14 protein-coding genes and 1 other annotated feature are annotated in these 14,910 nt (G+C 42.6%); all 14 genes read left to right on the top strand.

The features are described from left to right. Positions 1 to 317 precede the first annotated feature (317 nt). The 14 genes from ctsR (at position 318) to rlmB (ending at position 14,907) form a co-directional block, all read left to right on the top strand. Positions 318 to 782 carry a transcriptional regulator CtsR gene (ctsR, locus tag GXP75_RS20325; RefSeq protein WP_003328320.1) on the top strand — a complete coding sequence of 155 codons (465 nt, stop codon included), beginning with the start codon at positions 318 to 320 and terminating at the stop codon, positions 780 to 782. Positions 783 to 795: 13 nt separating this feature from the next. Then, positions 796 to 1,353 carry a protein-arginine kinase activator protein McsA gene (mcsA, locus tag GXP75_RS20320; protein WP_003328319.1) on the top strand — a complete coding sequence of 186 codons (558 nt, stop codon included), beginning with the start codon at positions 796 to 798 and terminating at the stop codon, positions 1,351 to 1,353. Then, on the top strand, positions 1,353 to 2,444 hold the full coding sequence (mcsB, locus tag GXP75_RS20315; protein WP_010787416.1) for a protein-arginine kinase McsB: 1,092 nt from the start codon (positions 1,353 to 1,355) through the stop codon (positions 2,442 to 2,444). The genes mcsA and mcsB overlap by 1 nt, the downstream gene beginning before the upstream one ends. Next, entirely contained in the window at positions 2,441 to 4,879 is a 2,439-nt protein-coding gene (gene clpC / locus GXP75_RS20310; protein ID WP_003328317.1) for an ATP-dependent protease ATP-binding subunit ClpC, read from the top strand. The genes mcsB and clpC overlap by 4 nt, the downstream gene beginning before the upstream one ends. Positions 4,880 to 4,963: 84 nt before the next feature. Further along, positions 4,964 to 6,343, top strand: coding sequence for a DNA repair protein RadA (gene radA / locus GXP75_RS20305; protein WP_106046247.1), 1,380 nt, complete (start codon positions 4,964 to 4,966; stop codon positions 6,341 to 6,343). 3 nt (positions 6,344 to 6,346) lie between these two features. Then, positions 6,347 to 7,429, top strand: coding sequence for a DNA integrity scanning diadenylate cyclase DisA (gene disA / locus GXP75_RS20300; protein WP_010787418.1), 1,083 nt, complete (start codon positions 6,347 to 6,349; stop codon positions 7,427 to 7,429). A 121-nt stretch (positions 7,430 to 7,550) separates the two neighbouring features. After that, a complete protein-coding gene (locus tag GXP75_RS20295) occupies positions 7,551 to 8,651 on the top strand; it encodes a PIN/TRAM domain-containing protein (RefSeq protein ID WP_242557723.1) in 1,101 nt (366 codons plus the stop codon). 13 nt (positions 8,652 to 8,664) lie between these two features. Then, a complete protein-coding gene (gene ispD, locus GXP75_RS20290) occupies positions 8,665 to 9,363 on the top strand; it encodes a 2-C-methyl-D-erythritol 4-phosphate cytidylyltransferase (RefSeq protein WP_242557722.1) in 699 nt (232 codons plus the stop codon). After that, positions 9,356 to 9,832, top strand: coding sequence for a 2-C-methyl-D-erythritol 2,4-cyclodiphosphate synthase (ispF, locus tag GXP75_RS20285; RefSeq protein WP_242557724.1), 477 nt, complete (start codon positions 9,356 to 9,358; stop codon positions 9,830 to 9,832). Before ispD ends, ispF begins: the two co-directional genes overlap by 8 nt. 90 nt (positions 9,833 to 9,922) lie before the next feature. After that, on the top strand, positions 9,923 to 11,374 hold the full coding sequence (gene gltX / locus GXP75_RS20280) for a glutamate--tRNA ligase (protein WP_242557721.1): 1,452 nt from the start codon (positions 9,923 to 9,925) through the stop codon (positions 11,372 to 11,374). Between the two features lie 3 nt (positions 11,375 to 11,377). Further along, positions 11,378 to 11,608 (top strand) — a binding site (T-box leader). Between the two features lie 80 nt (positions 11,609 to 11,688). After that, a complete protein-coding gene (cysE, locus tag GXP75_RS20275; RefSeq protein WP_214919235.1) occupies positions 11,689 to 12,342 on the top strand; it encodes a serine O-acetyltransferase in 654 nt (217 codons plus the stop codon). Next, a complete protein-coding gene (gene cysS / locus GXP75_RS20270) occupies positions 12,339 to 13,739 on the top strand; it encodes a cysteine--tRNA ligase (RefSeq protein WP_003328308.1) in 1,401 nt (466 codons plus the stop codon). The genes cysE and cysS overlap by 4 nt, the downstream gene beginning before the upstream one ends. A 3-nt stretch (positions 13,740 to 13,742) precedes the next feature. After that, on the top strand, positions 13,743 to 14,174 hold the full coding sequence (locus GXP75_RS20265; protein WP_010787424.1) for a Mini-ribonuclease 3: 432 nt from the start codon (positions 13,743 to 13,745) through the stop codon (positions 14,172 to 14,174). Next, positions 14,158 to 14,907, top strand: coding sequence for a 23S rRNA (guanosine(2251)-2'-O)-methyltransferase RlmB (gene rlmB / locus GXP75_RS20260; protein WP_003328306.1), 750 nt, complete (start codon positions 14,158 to 14,160; stop codon positions 14,905 to 14,907). The genes GXP75_RS20265 and rlmB overlap by 17 nt, the downstream gene beginning before the upstream one ends. Positions 14,908 to 14,910: the final 3 nt, after the last annotated feature.

The following is a 14,910-nucleotide window of genomic DNA, read 5'->3' as shown; positions in this document are numbered from 1 at the left end:
AAGCTCTTCAGCGCCGATGGTAGTCGGGGGGCTTCCCCCTGTGAGAGTAGGACGCCGCCAAGCAAGTTAAAAAAAGGACAGCTCATGTGAGCTGTCCTTTTTTGTGTTTTCAGGTTATCGGTTTCATTACATATTATTTAGTTATATAATAAAATAACTTTAAAAAAGATAAAGTCACTTTATATGAGAAGTCAGGTTTTACGTTTTGTTAAAGTGGAAATAATAGAGATAGAGCGAGAAAGTTGAAAAATCTTATGAAACACCTTATAGTAAGATTAAAGTCAAATATAGTCAAAGTCAATAAAGGAGGGGGTTGAGTGGGACATAATATTTCTGACATCATTGAGCAGTATTTAAAACAAGTGTTAGATCAAAATGGCAAGGAAATTTTAGAGATAAAGCGCAGTGAGATTGCTGATAAGTTTCAATGTGTTCCTTCCCAAATTAATTATGTCATCAACACCAGGTTTACAAGCGAAAGAGGATATATTGTTGAAAGCAAACGCGGGGGCGGCGGATATATCAGAATCATTAAAATTAAAATGAATAATGAAGTTGTCCTTATTAATAATATTATTTCCCACATTCATACCCATCTGTCTCAAGCAGCCTCTGATGATATTATTCTCAGGCTATTAGAAGATGGGGTTATTTCAGAAAGAGAAGCAAAAATGATGGTCAGTGTCATGGATCGCTCAGTCCTGTACATTGATTTACCTGAGCGTGATGAATTAAGGGCCAGGATGATGAAAGCCATGCTGACATCTTTAAAACTAAAATAAGCGGGTGAAAAGATTGATTTGTCAAGAGTGCAATGAGAGACCAGCCACTTTTCACTTTACAAAGGTTGTTAATGGAGAGAAAAAAGAAGTGCACATCTGTGAACAATGTGCAAAAGAAAATAGTGATTCATATGGTATAAGTGGGAATCATGGTTTCTCTATTCATAATTTATTATCAGGTTTGTTGAACATGGATTCTTCGTTTCAAAGTGCTGGCACTCAAATGTTTAATCATTCAGAGCCAGGATCAGCCTGCAAGAAGTGCGGAATGACATTTCAGCAATTTAGAAAAACAGGCCGTTTTGGCTGTGCGGAATGTTACAAAACGTTCCATAGTAATATCACTCCTATATTGCGTAAGGTACACAGCGGAAATACTGTTCATGCCGGGAAAATTCCAAAACGCATAGGCGGAAATATACACGTCAGACGTCAAATTGATGTATTGAAAAAGGAATTAGAAACACTGATACACCAAGAAGAATTTGAAAAAGCCGCACAGGTCAGAGATCAAATTCGATCATTAGAGCATGCATTAAAAAGTACAGATAGCGAGGGGGAACAAGGGTAATGTCGCTAAAGCATTTTATTCAGGACGCATTAAGCAGTTGGATGAAGCAGAAAGGACCTGAAAGTGACATTGTACTCAGCAGCCGTATACGTTTAGCCAGAAATTTTGATAATATTCGGTTTCCTACACGGTATTCAAATGAAGAAGCATCATCCATTATTCAGCAATTTGAAGACCAGTTTGCTGAGCATGAGGTTCCCGGTATTGGCAAGTTTGTTTTAATAAGAATGAACGATGCTCAGCCTTTAGAAAAGAGAGTGCTTGTTGAAAAGCATTTAATCAGTCCGAATTTAACGGAATCACCATTCGGCGGCTGCCTGCTTTCTGAAAATGAAGAAGTCAGCATAATGTTAAATGAGGAGGATCACATCAGGATCCAATGCCTTTTCCCTGGGTTTCAGCTTTTCAAAGCAATGGAAGCCGCGAATCAGGTCGATGACTGGATTGAGGAGAAAGTTGATTATGCATTTGGAGAACAAAGAGGTTATTTAACAAGCTGTCCTACAAATGTAGGTACAGGATTAAGGGCTTCAGTCATGATGCATTTGCCGGCTCTTGTTCTAACTAGGCAAATCAATCGAATTATTCCGGCAATTAACCAATTAGGTTTAGTTGTTAGAGGAATTTATGGTGAAGGCAGCGAAGCATTAGGAAATATCTTTCAAATTTCGAATCAAATCACACTCGGAAAATCAGAGCAGGATATCGTTGAAGACCTGAACAGCGTGGCTGCCCAGCTGATTGAACAGGAACGATCTGCACGAGAAGCCCTTTACCAAACGTCTAAGATTGAGTTGGAGGATCGGGTGTATAGATCCTATGGCGTCTTATCCAACTGTCGAATGATAGAATCGAAAGAGACTGCAAAGTGTCTTTCAGATGTTCGGCTAGGTATAGATTTAGGCATCATTAAAGGCCTTTCAAGTAATATACTTAATGAATTAATGATTTTGACACAACCGGGGTTTTTACAGCAATATTCAGGCAGTGCATTGCGGCCGAACGAAAGAGATATTAGAAGGGCAGCTCTTATCAGGGAACGATTACATTTAGAAATGAATGCGAATAGACAGGAGGATGAATCGATATGATGTTTGGAAGATTTACAGAGCGCGCGCAAAAGGTATTGGCACTTGCACAGGAGGAAGCACTTCGTTTAGGGCATAACAATATTGGAACAGAGCATATTTTATTAGGACTGGTACGCGAAGGAGAAGGTATTGCAGCTAAAGCGCTTCAAGCACTTGGCCTCGGTTCTGATAAAATCCAAAAAGAAGTGGAGAGCTTAATTGGACGCGGACAAGAAATGTCCCAAACCATCCATTATACTCCGAGAGCTAAAAAAGTGATTGAGCTTTCAATGGATGAGGCAAGAAAACTTGGCCATTCTTACGTAGGGACAGAACATATCCTTCTCGGACTCATACGCGAAGGAGAAGGTGTGGCAGCGAGAGTGCTGAATAACCTTGGCGTAAGTTTAAATAAAGCTAGACAGCAGGTTCTCCAGCTTCTTGGAAGCAATGAAACAGGGTCTTCTGCCTCAGGAACAAACAGCAATGCAAATACTCCGACGCTTGACAGCTTGGCGAGAGATTTAACGGCGATAGCGAAGGAAGACAGCCTAGATCCGGTTATCGGCAGAAGCAAGGAAATTCAGCGGGTAATTGAAGTGCTGAGCCGCAGAACGAAAAACAACCCTGTGCTTATCGGGGAACCGGGTGTAGGGAAAACGGCTATTGCTGAAGGGCTTGCACAGCAAATCATCAACAATGAAGTTCCTGAAATCTTGCGCGATAAACGTGTTATGACATTAGACATGGGGACGGTCGTTGCCGGCACAAAGTACCGTGGTGAATTTGAAGACCGTTTGAAAAAGGTAATGGATGAAATTCGTCAAGCAGGCAATATTATTCTCTTTATTGATGAGCTTCATACACTGATAGGGGCAGGCGGAGCAGAAGGTGCAATAGATGCATCAAATATTTTAAAGCCGTCACTTGCCCGCGGAGAGCTGCAATGCATCGGGGCGACCACTCTTGATGAGTACCGTAAATATATTGAAAAAGATGCAGCGCTAGAGCGCCGATTCCAACCAATCCAGGTTGATCAGCCTTCTGTAGACGAAAGCGTTCAAATATTAAGAGGGTTACGTGACCGGTATGAAGCGCATCACCGGGTTTCAATTACTGATGAAGCCATTGAAGCTGCGGTTAAGCTTTCTGACCGATATATTTCTGATCGGTTCCTTCCGGATAAAGCAATTGATTTGATTGATGAAGCAGGTTCTAAAGTAAGATTGCGTTCATTTACAACTCCGCCAAATTTGAAGGAGCTTGAACAAAAACTTGATGAAGTCCGTAAAGAAAAAGATGCAGCGGTGCAAAGCCAAGAGTTTGAAAAAGCCGCCTCATTACGCGATACAGAACAGCGTTTGAGAGAACAAGTGGAAGATACGAAGAAAACGTGGAAAGAGAAACAAGGCCAGGAAAATTCAGAAGTATCGGTTGAAGATATCGCAATGGTTGTTTCAAGTTGGACCGGGGTTCCTGTTTCTAAAATTGCGCAAACTGAAACGGATAAGCTGCTGAATATGGAAAATCTTCTTCATTCCCGTGTTATCGGGCAGGATGAAGCCGTTGTAGCTGTTGCTAAGGCTGTCAGACGCGCGAGAGCAGGGTTGAAAGACCCGAAACGGCCGATTGGTTCATTCGTATTCTTAGGCCCTACAGGTGTAGGGAAAACCGAGCTTGCAAGAGCACTTGCTGAATCCATTTTCGGTGATGAAGAAGCGATGATCAGAATCGATATGTCAGAATACATGGAGAAACACTCGACATCAAGACTTGTCGGTTCACCTCCTGGATATGTCGGTTATGATGAAGGCGGTCAGTTAACAGAAAAAGTTAGAAGAAAACCATACTCTGTTGTGCTGCTTGATGAAATTGAAAAAGCGCATCCGGATGTATTCAATATTCTTTTACAAGTCCTTGAAGACGGCCGTCTGACTGATTCGAAGGGACGCACAGTTGATTTCCGCAATACAATTCTTATCATGACATCGAACGTCGGAGCCAGCGAGCTGAAACGCAATAAGTACGTTGGTTTTAATGTTCAGGATGAGACTCAAAATCATAAAGACATGAAAGATAAAGTAATGGGTGAGCTGAAACGGGCATTCCGACCGGAGTTTATCAACCGTATTGATGAAATCATTGTATTCCACTCACTCGAGAAGAAACATCTGAATGAAATTGTGACGCTTATGTCGGATCAATTAACAAAACGCCTAAAAGAACAAGACCTATCAATTGAGCTGACAGAAGCTGCAAAAGCGAAAGTAGCCGATGAAGGGGTAGATCTGGAGTACGGCGCCCGTCCGTTAAGAAGAGCAATTCAAAAGCATGTAGAAGACCGTTTATCAGAGGAACTGCTTAGAGGAAATATTGATAAAGGTCAGCATATTGTGCTTGATGTTGAAGATGGAGAGTTTGTCGTAAAAACGACAGCTAAAACGAATAATTTATAAGATGAAAAAGAGGCATACAGCAAGTAAGTGTATGCCTCAATTTCTTATCAAGGAAACTGACAAGGGAGAGGTCTTACATCATCTATGGCTAAATCAAAAACGAAATTTATCTGCCAATCCTGCGGCTATGAATCCGCAAAGTGGATGGGGAAATGTCCGGGCTGCGGAGCTTGGAACACAATGACGGAAGAAACAGTAAAAAAAACACCGGCTAATCGCAGAGCGGCTTTTGCACACTCTACCCAAACCGTAAAGAAACCTTCACCTATCACATCAATAGAAACATCTGAAGAACCCCGAATTAAAACACAGCTTGGAGAATTTAACAGAGTGCTGGGCGGCGGTGTTGTGAAGGGCTCACTTGTCTTAATTGGAGGAGATCCCGGTATTGGTAAGTCAACCTTGCTGCTTCAGGTATCCGCTCAGTTATCAGACTCCACGCATAGTGTGCTCTACATTTCAGGCGAGGAATCTGTGAAACAAACGAAACTCAGAGCAGATCGGCTCGGTATTAATAACCAAACGTTACATGTTTTAGCTGAAACCGACATGGAGTATATTTCGTCTGCTATACAAGAGATGAATCCAGCATTTGTGGTTGTTGACTCCATTCAGACGGTCTATCAAAGTGATATTACATCAGCTCCGGGCAGTGTGTCGCAAGTCAGAGAGTGTACGGCAGAGCTGATGAGAATTGCCAAGACAAAGGGTATACCGATTTTTATCGTAGGACATGTAACAAAAGAAGGTTCAATTGCTGGTCCGAGACTGTTGGAACATATGGTTGATACTGTTCTTTACTTTGAAGGAGAGCGGCATCATACGTTCCGCATCTTGCGGGCAGTAAAAAACCGTTTCGGCTCTACAAATGAAATGGGCATTTTCGAAATGCGAGAAGAGGGTCTGACAGAGGTGCTGAATCCTTCTGAAATCTTTCTTGAGGAACGGTCAGCCGGAGCGGCGGGTTCCAGCATAGTAGCTTCTATGGAAGGCACCAGACCGATTCTCGTGGAAATACAGGCCCTTATCTCACCGACCAGCTTTGGGAATCCCCGGCGTATGGCCACGGGAATTGACCATAACAGAGTGTCACTGCTGATGGCTGTGTTAGAAAAAAGAGTCGGACTGCTGCTTCAAAATCAGGATGCGTATTTAAAGGTAGCAGGCGGCGTTAAGCTGGATGAACCGGCAATCGATCTCGCTGTAGCTGTCAGTATTGCATCAAGCTTTAGAGATACACCGCCAAATCCTTCCGACTGCATTATAGGGGAAGTCGGTTTGACAGGTGAGGTCCGCAGGGTATCCAGAATTGAACAGCGGGTGAAAGAAGCTGCTAAACTTGGATTTAAGCGTCTGATCATACCTGCGGCGAATTTAGATGGATGGACAAAACCAAAAGGGATTGAGGTTGTCGGAGTAGCAAATGTTGCAGAAGCGCTTCGTACTTCATTAGGAGGATCATAATAGATGGAAAAAGAGAAAAAAGGGGCGAAACAAGAGTTGGATCTCTCGGCTATATTACAATTTGTGGCTCCGGGAACGCCGCTCAGAGCTGGAATAGAGAATGTTTTAAGAGCCAATACAGGCGGTTTAATTGTTGTAGGCTACAACGATAAAGTGAAAGAGGTAGTGGATGGCGGCTTTCATATTAATACGTCTTTTGCGCCGGCGCATTTGTATGAGTTGGCTAAGATGGACGGGGCTATCATTTTAAGTGACTCCGGGCAAAAAATACTTTATGCCAATACTCAGCTGATGCCTGAGGCGACAATATCTTCTTCTGAAACCGGAATGCGTCACCGCACGGCGGAAAGGGTAGCGAAACAAACGGGCTGTTTGGTTATCGCTATCTCAGAGCGGAGAAATGTCATTACGTTATATCAGGAAAACATGAGGTATACGTTAAAAGACATCGGCTTTATCTTAACAAAAGCAAATCAAGCCATTCAAACACTTGAAAAGTATAAGACCATTCTTGATAAAACGATTACAGCGCTGAATGCCTTGGAATTTGAAGAGCTGGTCACATTCAGTGATGTGCTCTCCGTTATGCACAGATATGAAATGGTGCTGAGAATTAAAAATGAAATTAATATGTATATCAAAGAATTAGGTACCGAAGGACATTTAATCAGGTTGCAGGTCATTGAGCTGATTACAGACATGGAAGAAGAAGCTGCCTTATTTATTAAGGACTATGTGAAGGAAAAAATCAAAGACCCATTTGTGCTTTTGAAGGAGCTTCAGGATATGTCCAGTTATGATTTGCTGGATGACTCTATTGTATATAAGCTGCTTGGTTATTCAGCCTCTACAAATCTAGAAGATTATGTTTTACCTAGAGGTTACAGACTTCTTCATAAAATCCCGCGGCTGCCGATGCCGATTGTTGAGAATGTAGTGGAAGCTTTTGGCGTTCTGCCAAGGATTATTGAAGCAAGTGCAGAAGAATTAGATGATGTTGAGGGCATAGGTGAGGTACGAGCCCAAAAAATTAAAAAAGGCTTAAAACGTCTTCAAGAAAAGCATTATATAGACAGACAGCTGTAAATGTCGATTAAAACGATTTCATTTCGGGTATATTATTGCTGGTTTTTGTTTATTCTGATATTCGTAGGTTTTTACAAATTTTGATTCGAAAATTATTTATCTTAAAAAGGAGGTGGGGGGTATGTTAAAACGAATAGTTCAGGCGTTCTTCATTATTTTTGGCGGCGTTGTCGGTATATTTTTAATACCTGAATTGTTTGTACTGTTAAATATACAGGACATACCTTTAGTAACAAACGCGTATACGTCTGCGGCAATTGGTGCCATTATCTTTTTTCTCATCAGTATATGGGGAACAGAATATGTTGTAAACTGGGTGAAGTGGATAGAGGATTCTTTGTTGAAAGCTCCGGTTCCAGATTTGTTATTTGGGAGTCTCGGCTTAGTATTTGGACTTATAATCGCTTATCTTATCGTAAATGTGATTCCTTTAGACAATATACCATACCGTATTCTCAGCACGATTATTCCTGTCTTTTTAGCTTTCTTTCTGGGCTATCTCGGCTTTCAGGTCGGCTTTAAGAAAAAGGATGAGCTAATCAGCCTGTTCTCGATTTCTTCAAGAATGCAAAAGAAAAAAGGTACGGCTGAGGAAGAGCATGAAGAGCAGGATAAAAAGCTGAAAATTTTAGACACAAGTGTTATTATTGATGGGAGAATTGCAGATATTTGCCAAACTGGTTTTTTAGAAGGGGTCATCGTTATTCCGCAGTTTGTCCTTGGAGAATTGCAGCATATTGCCGATTCTTCTGACGTATTAAAGCGAAACAGAGGACGCCGCGGCCTTGATATTTTAAATCGCATCCAAAAAGAATTGGATATTAAAGTGGAAATATATGAAGGCGACTTTGAAGATATACAGGAGGTTGACAGCAAGCTTGTCAAATTGGCCAAACTGACTTCCGGAGTCGTAGTGACAAATGATTTTAATTTAAATAAAGTATGTGAGCTTCAAAAAGTAGCGGTGCTGAACATTAATGATCTGGCCAATGCTGTGAAGCCTGTAGTGCTTCCGGGTGAAGAAATGAAGGTGCAGGTCATCAAAGACGGGAAAGAGCATAACCAAGGTGTTGCCTACTTGGATGACGGCACCATGATTGTCGTGGAAGAAGGGCGGAACTATATTGGCAAGCATATTGATGTGCTCGTAACAAGTGTGCTGCAGACAGCGGCTGGAAGAATGATTTTTGCAAAGCCGAAGCTGTTGGAGAAGGCTCTTTAGAGGGAGAAAGAATATGAACTATGACGTAGTGATTCTTGCCGCCGGACAGGGGAAACGAATGAAGGCGGGAAGGAATAAGCTGTTTATTGAGCTGAAAGATGCTCCGGTTATCATTCACACTTTAAGAGTGTTTGACAGCCATAGGACGTGCCGAAAAATCATCTTAGTCATAAATGAACAAGACCATGAAGATTTTCAAGTACTGCTGAAACAGCATTCGTTTGATACAGCGATCGAGGTTGTGAAGGGCGGAGATGAACGGCAGCATAGTGTGTATGAGGGCCTCAAAACAATAAGGCAAGAAAATATTGTGCTTGTTCACGACGGCGCGCGTCCTTTTGTGAAGCATAAACAAATTGATAAGCTGATCGAAACAGCAGAGCAGACAGGAGCGGCAATCCTTGCTGTTCCTGTGAAAGACACCATTAAACGCGTTCAAGGCTCTGAAGTCACTGAGACTATTGAACGTTCAAGCTTGTGGGCCGTTCAAACGCCACAAGCTTTTCGTCTTTCCTTATTGAGGGAGGCTCATAGGGAAGCTGAAAGAAAAGGTTTTTTAGGAACGGATGACGCCAGTCTCGTTGAGGAGCTGGAGGGTGCTTATGTAAGTGTCGTCGAAGGTGATTACACGAATATTAAACTGACGACACCGGATGATTTAATAGCGGCAGAAGCAATCATGAGAGCGGAAAGTGGGAATGAATATGTTTAGAATCGGACAAGGTTTTGATGTGCATCAGCTGGCGGAAGACCGGCCTCTTATTATCGGAGGAATTGAAATCCCTTATGAAAAGGGTCTGCTCGGACATTCCGATGCTGATGTTTTACTTCATACAATTGCTGACGCCTGCCTCGGAGCAGTTGGAGAGGGAGACATCGGCAAGCATTTTCCTGATACGGATCCGGAATTTAAGGACGCGGATTCCTTCAAATTGCTGCAGCATGTTTGGGAGATTGTGAAACAAAAAGGTTACGTTCTTGGGAATCTGGACTGTACCATTATCGCCCAAAAGCCGAAGATGGCGCCATACATAGAAGACATGAGAAAAAGAATTGCTGAAGGCCTTGAAGCCGATGCCTCTCAGATTAATGTAAAGGCAACGACAACTGAGAAACTTGGGTTTACGGGTAGAGCCGAAGGAATAGCGGCGCAGGCGACAGTGCTGATACAAAAAGGCTAATCTTATTTTGATGCGCGATCTATTTGGTGGTAGAATAGATGCATATATTTTACTTGAGGCCAGACCTGAGATGAAAGGAAGTATTAGAAAATGGGAAATGAAGTACGCGTTCGATATGCGCCGAGTCCAACGGGACATTTGCATATAGGAAATGCCAGAACGGCTCTTTTTAATTATTTATTTGCCCGCAATCAAGGCGGAAAGTTTATTATTCGTGTAGAGGATACGGACCAAAAACGCAATATTGAGGGCGGAGAACAAAGCCAGCTGAATTATTTGAAGTGGCTCGGCATTGATTGGGACGAAAGTGTAGATATCGGCGGAGAATACGGTCCGTACCGTCAGTCTGAGCGTAACGATATCTATAAAGTCTATTATGAAGAGCTTCTTGAAAAAGGGCTTGCTTATAAATGTTTCTGTACGGAAGAAGAGCTTGAAAAAGAACGCGAAGAACAGATTGCCCGCGGCGAGATGCCCCGTTATTCAGGCAAGCACAGAAATCTGACTCAGGAAGAGCAGGATCAATTCCTTGCTGAAGGCAGAAAGCCGAGTATTCGGTTCCGTGTGCCGGAAGGAAAGATCATTGCCTTTAACGATATCGTAAAAGGTGAGATTTCTTTCGAATCAGACGGCATTGGTGATTTTGTCATTGTGAAAAAAGACGGAACACCTACGTATAACTTTGCTGTAGCGGTTGATGACTATTTGATGAAGATGACGCATGTGCTGCGCGGTGAAGACCATATTTCTAACACGCCGAAACAAATCATGATTTATCAAGCATTCGGATGGGATATTCCTGTGTTTGGCCACATGACGTTAATCGTGAATGAAAGCCGCAAAAAGCTCAGTAAACGCGATGAGTCCATTATTCAATTCATCGAGCAATATAAAGATTTAGGATACTTGCCAGAAGCTCTGTTTAACTTTATCGGCCTATTAGGCTGGTCTCCAGTAGGAGAAGAAGAGCTTTTTACAAAGGAACAGTTTATTGAAATTTTTGATGTGAATCGTTTATCAAAATCACCAGCATTGTTTGATATGCATAAACTAAAATGGGTCAACAACCAATATGTGAAAGAGCTGGATCTTGAGCAGGTCGTTGAACTTACGCTTCCGCATTTACAGAAGGCCGGGAAAGTCGGAACTGAACTTTCTCCGGAACAGCAGGAATGGATTCGCAAGCTGATTTCTCTATATCATGAGCAATTAAGCTTCGGCGCAGAAATTGTTGAGCTTACTGATTTGTTCTTTAAGGAAGATATCGAGTATAATCAAGAGGCGAAGACTGTTTTAGATGAAGAGCAGGTGCCGGAAGTGCTTAGTGTGTTCGCTGCGAAGCTGGAAGAGCTCGAGGAGTTTACACCGGATCATATTAAAGCCTCCATCAAAGCAGTGCAAAAAGAAACAGGACATAAAGGGAAAAAGTTATTTATGCCGATTCGTGTAGCGGTAACTGGCCAGACTCACGGTCCTGAGCTTCCGCAATCGATTGAGCTGATTGGAAGAGAAACCGTTATTAAACGTTTGAAAAATGCTTAATATATGAAATTGTTGACAGGGAAGAGTATAAAACGTTAGACCATCACAGAAAGGATCTTCATGGCTGAGAGAGATCCATGGTCGGGTTTTAGAAGTGCGCCCTTAAGACCTTTGAAGAACATTTTGCGAAAAATAAGTATTCAAAGGCGGATGCCGCCGTTATCGGTTAAAGTTGGGAGAACAGTGATCTGTTTTTCAAACAGAGTGGAACCGCGCGGTAAAAGCGTCTCTGTCATGTTGCATGCAGAGACGCTTTTTTTATTGCCTGAAAACAAAAAAAGACAGAAGGAAGCGGGTAGAACGGGGGGAAGCATGTGTTTTTTAAAATGCTTAAAGAAGACATTGATACAGTGTTTGACCAAGATCCGGCAGCAAGAAGCTATTTTGAAGTGATTTTAACTTATTCTGGTTTACATGCTATATGGGCGCATCGGATTGCACATGCTTTATATAAACGCAAATTTTATTTCCTTGCACGCCTTATTTCTCAAATCAGCAGATTTTTTACCGGCATTGAAATCCACCCCGGCGCGACGATAGGGAGAAGGTTCTTTATTGATCATGGTATGGGGGTTGTCATAGGCGAGACGTGCGAAATCGGCAACAATGTGACTGTCTTTCAAGGCGTCACTCTTGGGGGAACGGGGAAAGAAAAAGGGAAGAGGCATCCGACGATCAAGGATGATGCTTTAATAGCGACAGGAGCTAAAGTGCTCGGTTCGATTACAGTCGGAGAAGGTTCGAAAATAGGAGCCGGCTCCGTGGTGCTTCACAATGTTCCCGATTTTTCTACTGTTGTAGGGATACCTGGAAGGGTAGTTGTCCAAAATGGCCAAAAAATTAAACGTGACTTAAATCATCAGGATTTACCTGATCCGGTTTCTGACCGATTTAAGTCTTTAGAGAAGGAAATCTTACAGCTGAAAGCTGAACTTGAAGAAAGAAAAGAAAGGATAAACCAAAAATGACAATCACTCTTTATAATACGTTGACAAGACAAAAGGAAACGTTTGTTCCTCTCGAGGAGGGAAAGGTGAAAATGTATGTGTGCGGCCCGACCGTATACAATTATATTCACATCGGAAACGCCCGTCCCGCTATCGTGTATGATACGGTTCGCAACTATTTGGAATACAGAGGTTACGATGTGCAGTATGTCTCTAACTTCACGGATGTGGATGATAAATTAATCAGAGCGGCTGACGAACTCGGCGAGGATGTTCCGACCATTTCTGAACGTTTTATCAAGGCGTATTTTGAAGATGTCGGCGCCTTAGGCTGCAAGAAAGCCGATCTGCATCCGCGTGTAACAGAAAATATGGATGCCATTATTGATTTTGTTCAAGAACTGATAAAAAAAGGCTATGCTTATGAGTCTGATGGAGACGTTTATTTTAAAACGAGAGCATTTGAAGGATACGGAAAGCTTTCTCAGCAATCAATCGATGAACTGAGATCGGGCGCCCGCATCCGTGTAGGCGAGAAAAAAGAAGATGCCCTTGACTTTGCTCTATGGAAAGCGGCAAAAGACGGTGAAATTTCCTGGGATGCCCCGTGGGGAAAAGGCCGCCCGGGCTGGCACATCGAATGCTCCGCGATGGTAAAGAAATATCTTGGGGAACAGATTGATATCCATGCGGGCGGACAGGATTTAACGTTCCCTCACCATGAAAATGAAATTGCACAATCTGAAGCTTTAACAGGCAAGACATTTGCAAAGTACTGGCTTCATAATGGCTATATTAATATTGACAATGAAAAAATGTCTAAGTCACTGGGGAACTTTGTTCTGGTGCATGACATTATTAAAAAACATGACCCGCAGCTGTTGAGATTCTTTATGCTTTCTGTGCATTATCGTCATCCGATTAACTACTCAGAAGAGCTTTTGGAAAATACAAAGAATGCCTTTAATCGTTTGAAAACAGCCTACAGCAACCTGCTTCATCGCTTGAACAGCAGCACGAACTTAACCGCTGATGATGACGAGTGGCTGAAAAAAATCGAAGAACACAGAACCGCTTTTGAAGAAGCGATGGATGATGACTTTAATACCGCAAACGCCATTTCAATTTTGTTTGAGTTAGCGAAGCATGCCAATTACTATTTGCAGGAAGATAATACTGCAGATAAAGTGATTAACGCCTTTATTGAGATGTTTGACAGAATCGCTTCTGTGCTGGGTCTTACAATGGGTGAGCAAGAACTACTTGATCAAGATGTTGAGGAATTGATTGAGAAAAGAAATGAAGCGCGACGCAACCGTGATTTTGCTTTATCAGACCAAATCCGCGATCAGCTGAAAAGCATGAATATCATTCTTGAGGATACGGCTCAGGGAACTCGCTGGAAGCGGGGAGAGTAACGAATGCTTCAATTTGATCCAATAAAAGATTCAAAGCAGTTAAACGGGCTTGCACTTGCTTATATAGGTGATGCTATTTTTGAGGTTTACGTCAGGCATCACCTGCTTAAGCAGGGGTTTACAAAGCCTAATGATCTTCACAAAAAATCAAGCCGTATTGTATCTGCGAAATCTCAGGCCAATATTCTTTTCCATCTTCAAAATGAAACATTTTTTACGGAGGAAGAGGAGGCTGTGCTGAGAAGAGGCAGAAATGCTAAGTCAGGCACCACGCCTAAAAACACAGATGTTCAGACGTACCGTTATAGTACAGCATTTGAAGCCTTGATCGGACACCTTTTTCTTGAGAAAAAAGAAGAAAGACTGAATCAGCTGGTTGCTGAAGCTATACAATTCGGGACGTCAGGGAGGAAAACTAATGAGTCAGCAACATGATTACGTCATAGGAAAAAATGCAGTCATCGAGACGTTAAAATCAGATCGGGAACTGTACAAGCTATGGATGGCGGAAAACACCGTAAAGGGACAAGCACAGCAGGTGATTGAGCTTGCAAAAAAACAAGGCATCACGATTCAATATGTTCCGAGAAAAAAACTGGATCAAATGGTTTCCGGGCAGCACCAAGGAATTGTGGCACAAGTAGCCGCGTATGAGTATGCAGAATTAGACGATCTATATAAAAGAGCGGAAGAGAAAAACGAACAGCCTTTCTTTCTCGTGTTAGACGAGCTGGAGGACCCGCATAATCTCGGCTCCATCATGAGAACGGCTGATGCGGTAGGCGCTCATGGCATCGTCATCCCGAAACGCAGAGCCGTGGGACTGACAACGACAGTGGCGAAAGCTTCTACAGGAGCCATTGAGCATATTCCGGTTGTAAAAGTCACCAACCTGGCACGCACTTTGGAGGAAATGAAAGAGCGGGGAATCTGGGTTGTCGGAACGGATGCTTCCGCCCGTGAGGATTATCGCACAATGGACGGCACCATGCCTTTAGCCTTGGTCATCGGCAGTGAAGGAAAAGGAATGGGCCGGCTTGTCAAAGAAAAATGCGATTTCCTAATCAAACTCCCGATGGCGGGGAAAGTTACTTCTCTCAACGCCTCTGTAGCGGCCGGCCTTTTGATGTATGAGATCTATAGGAAACGAAGCCCGCTGGGAGAATAATGA

Source organism: Bacillus sp. HU-1818 (assembly GCF_022695965.1).
GTDB lineage: Bacteria > Bacillota > Bacilli > Bacillales > Bacillaceae > Bacillus > Bacillus atrophaeus.
Note: the sequence above shows the minus strand (reverse complement) of the source record. Positions and strands in the feature narration are given on the sequence as shown.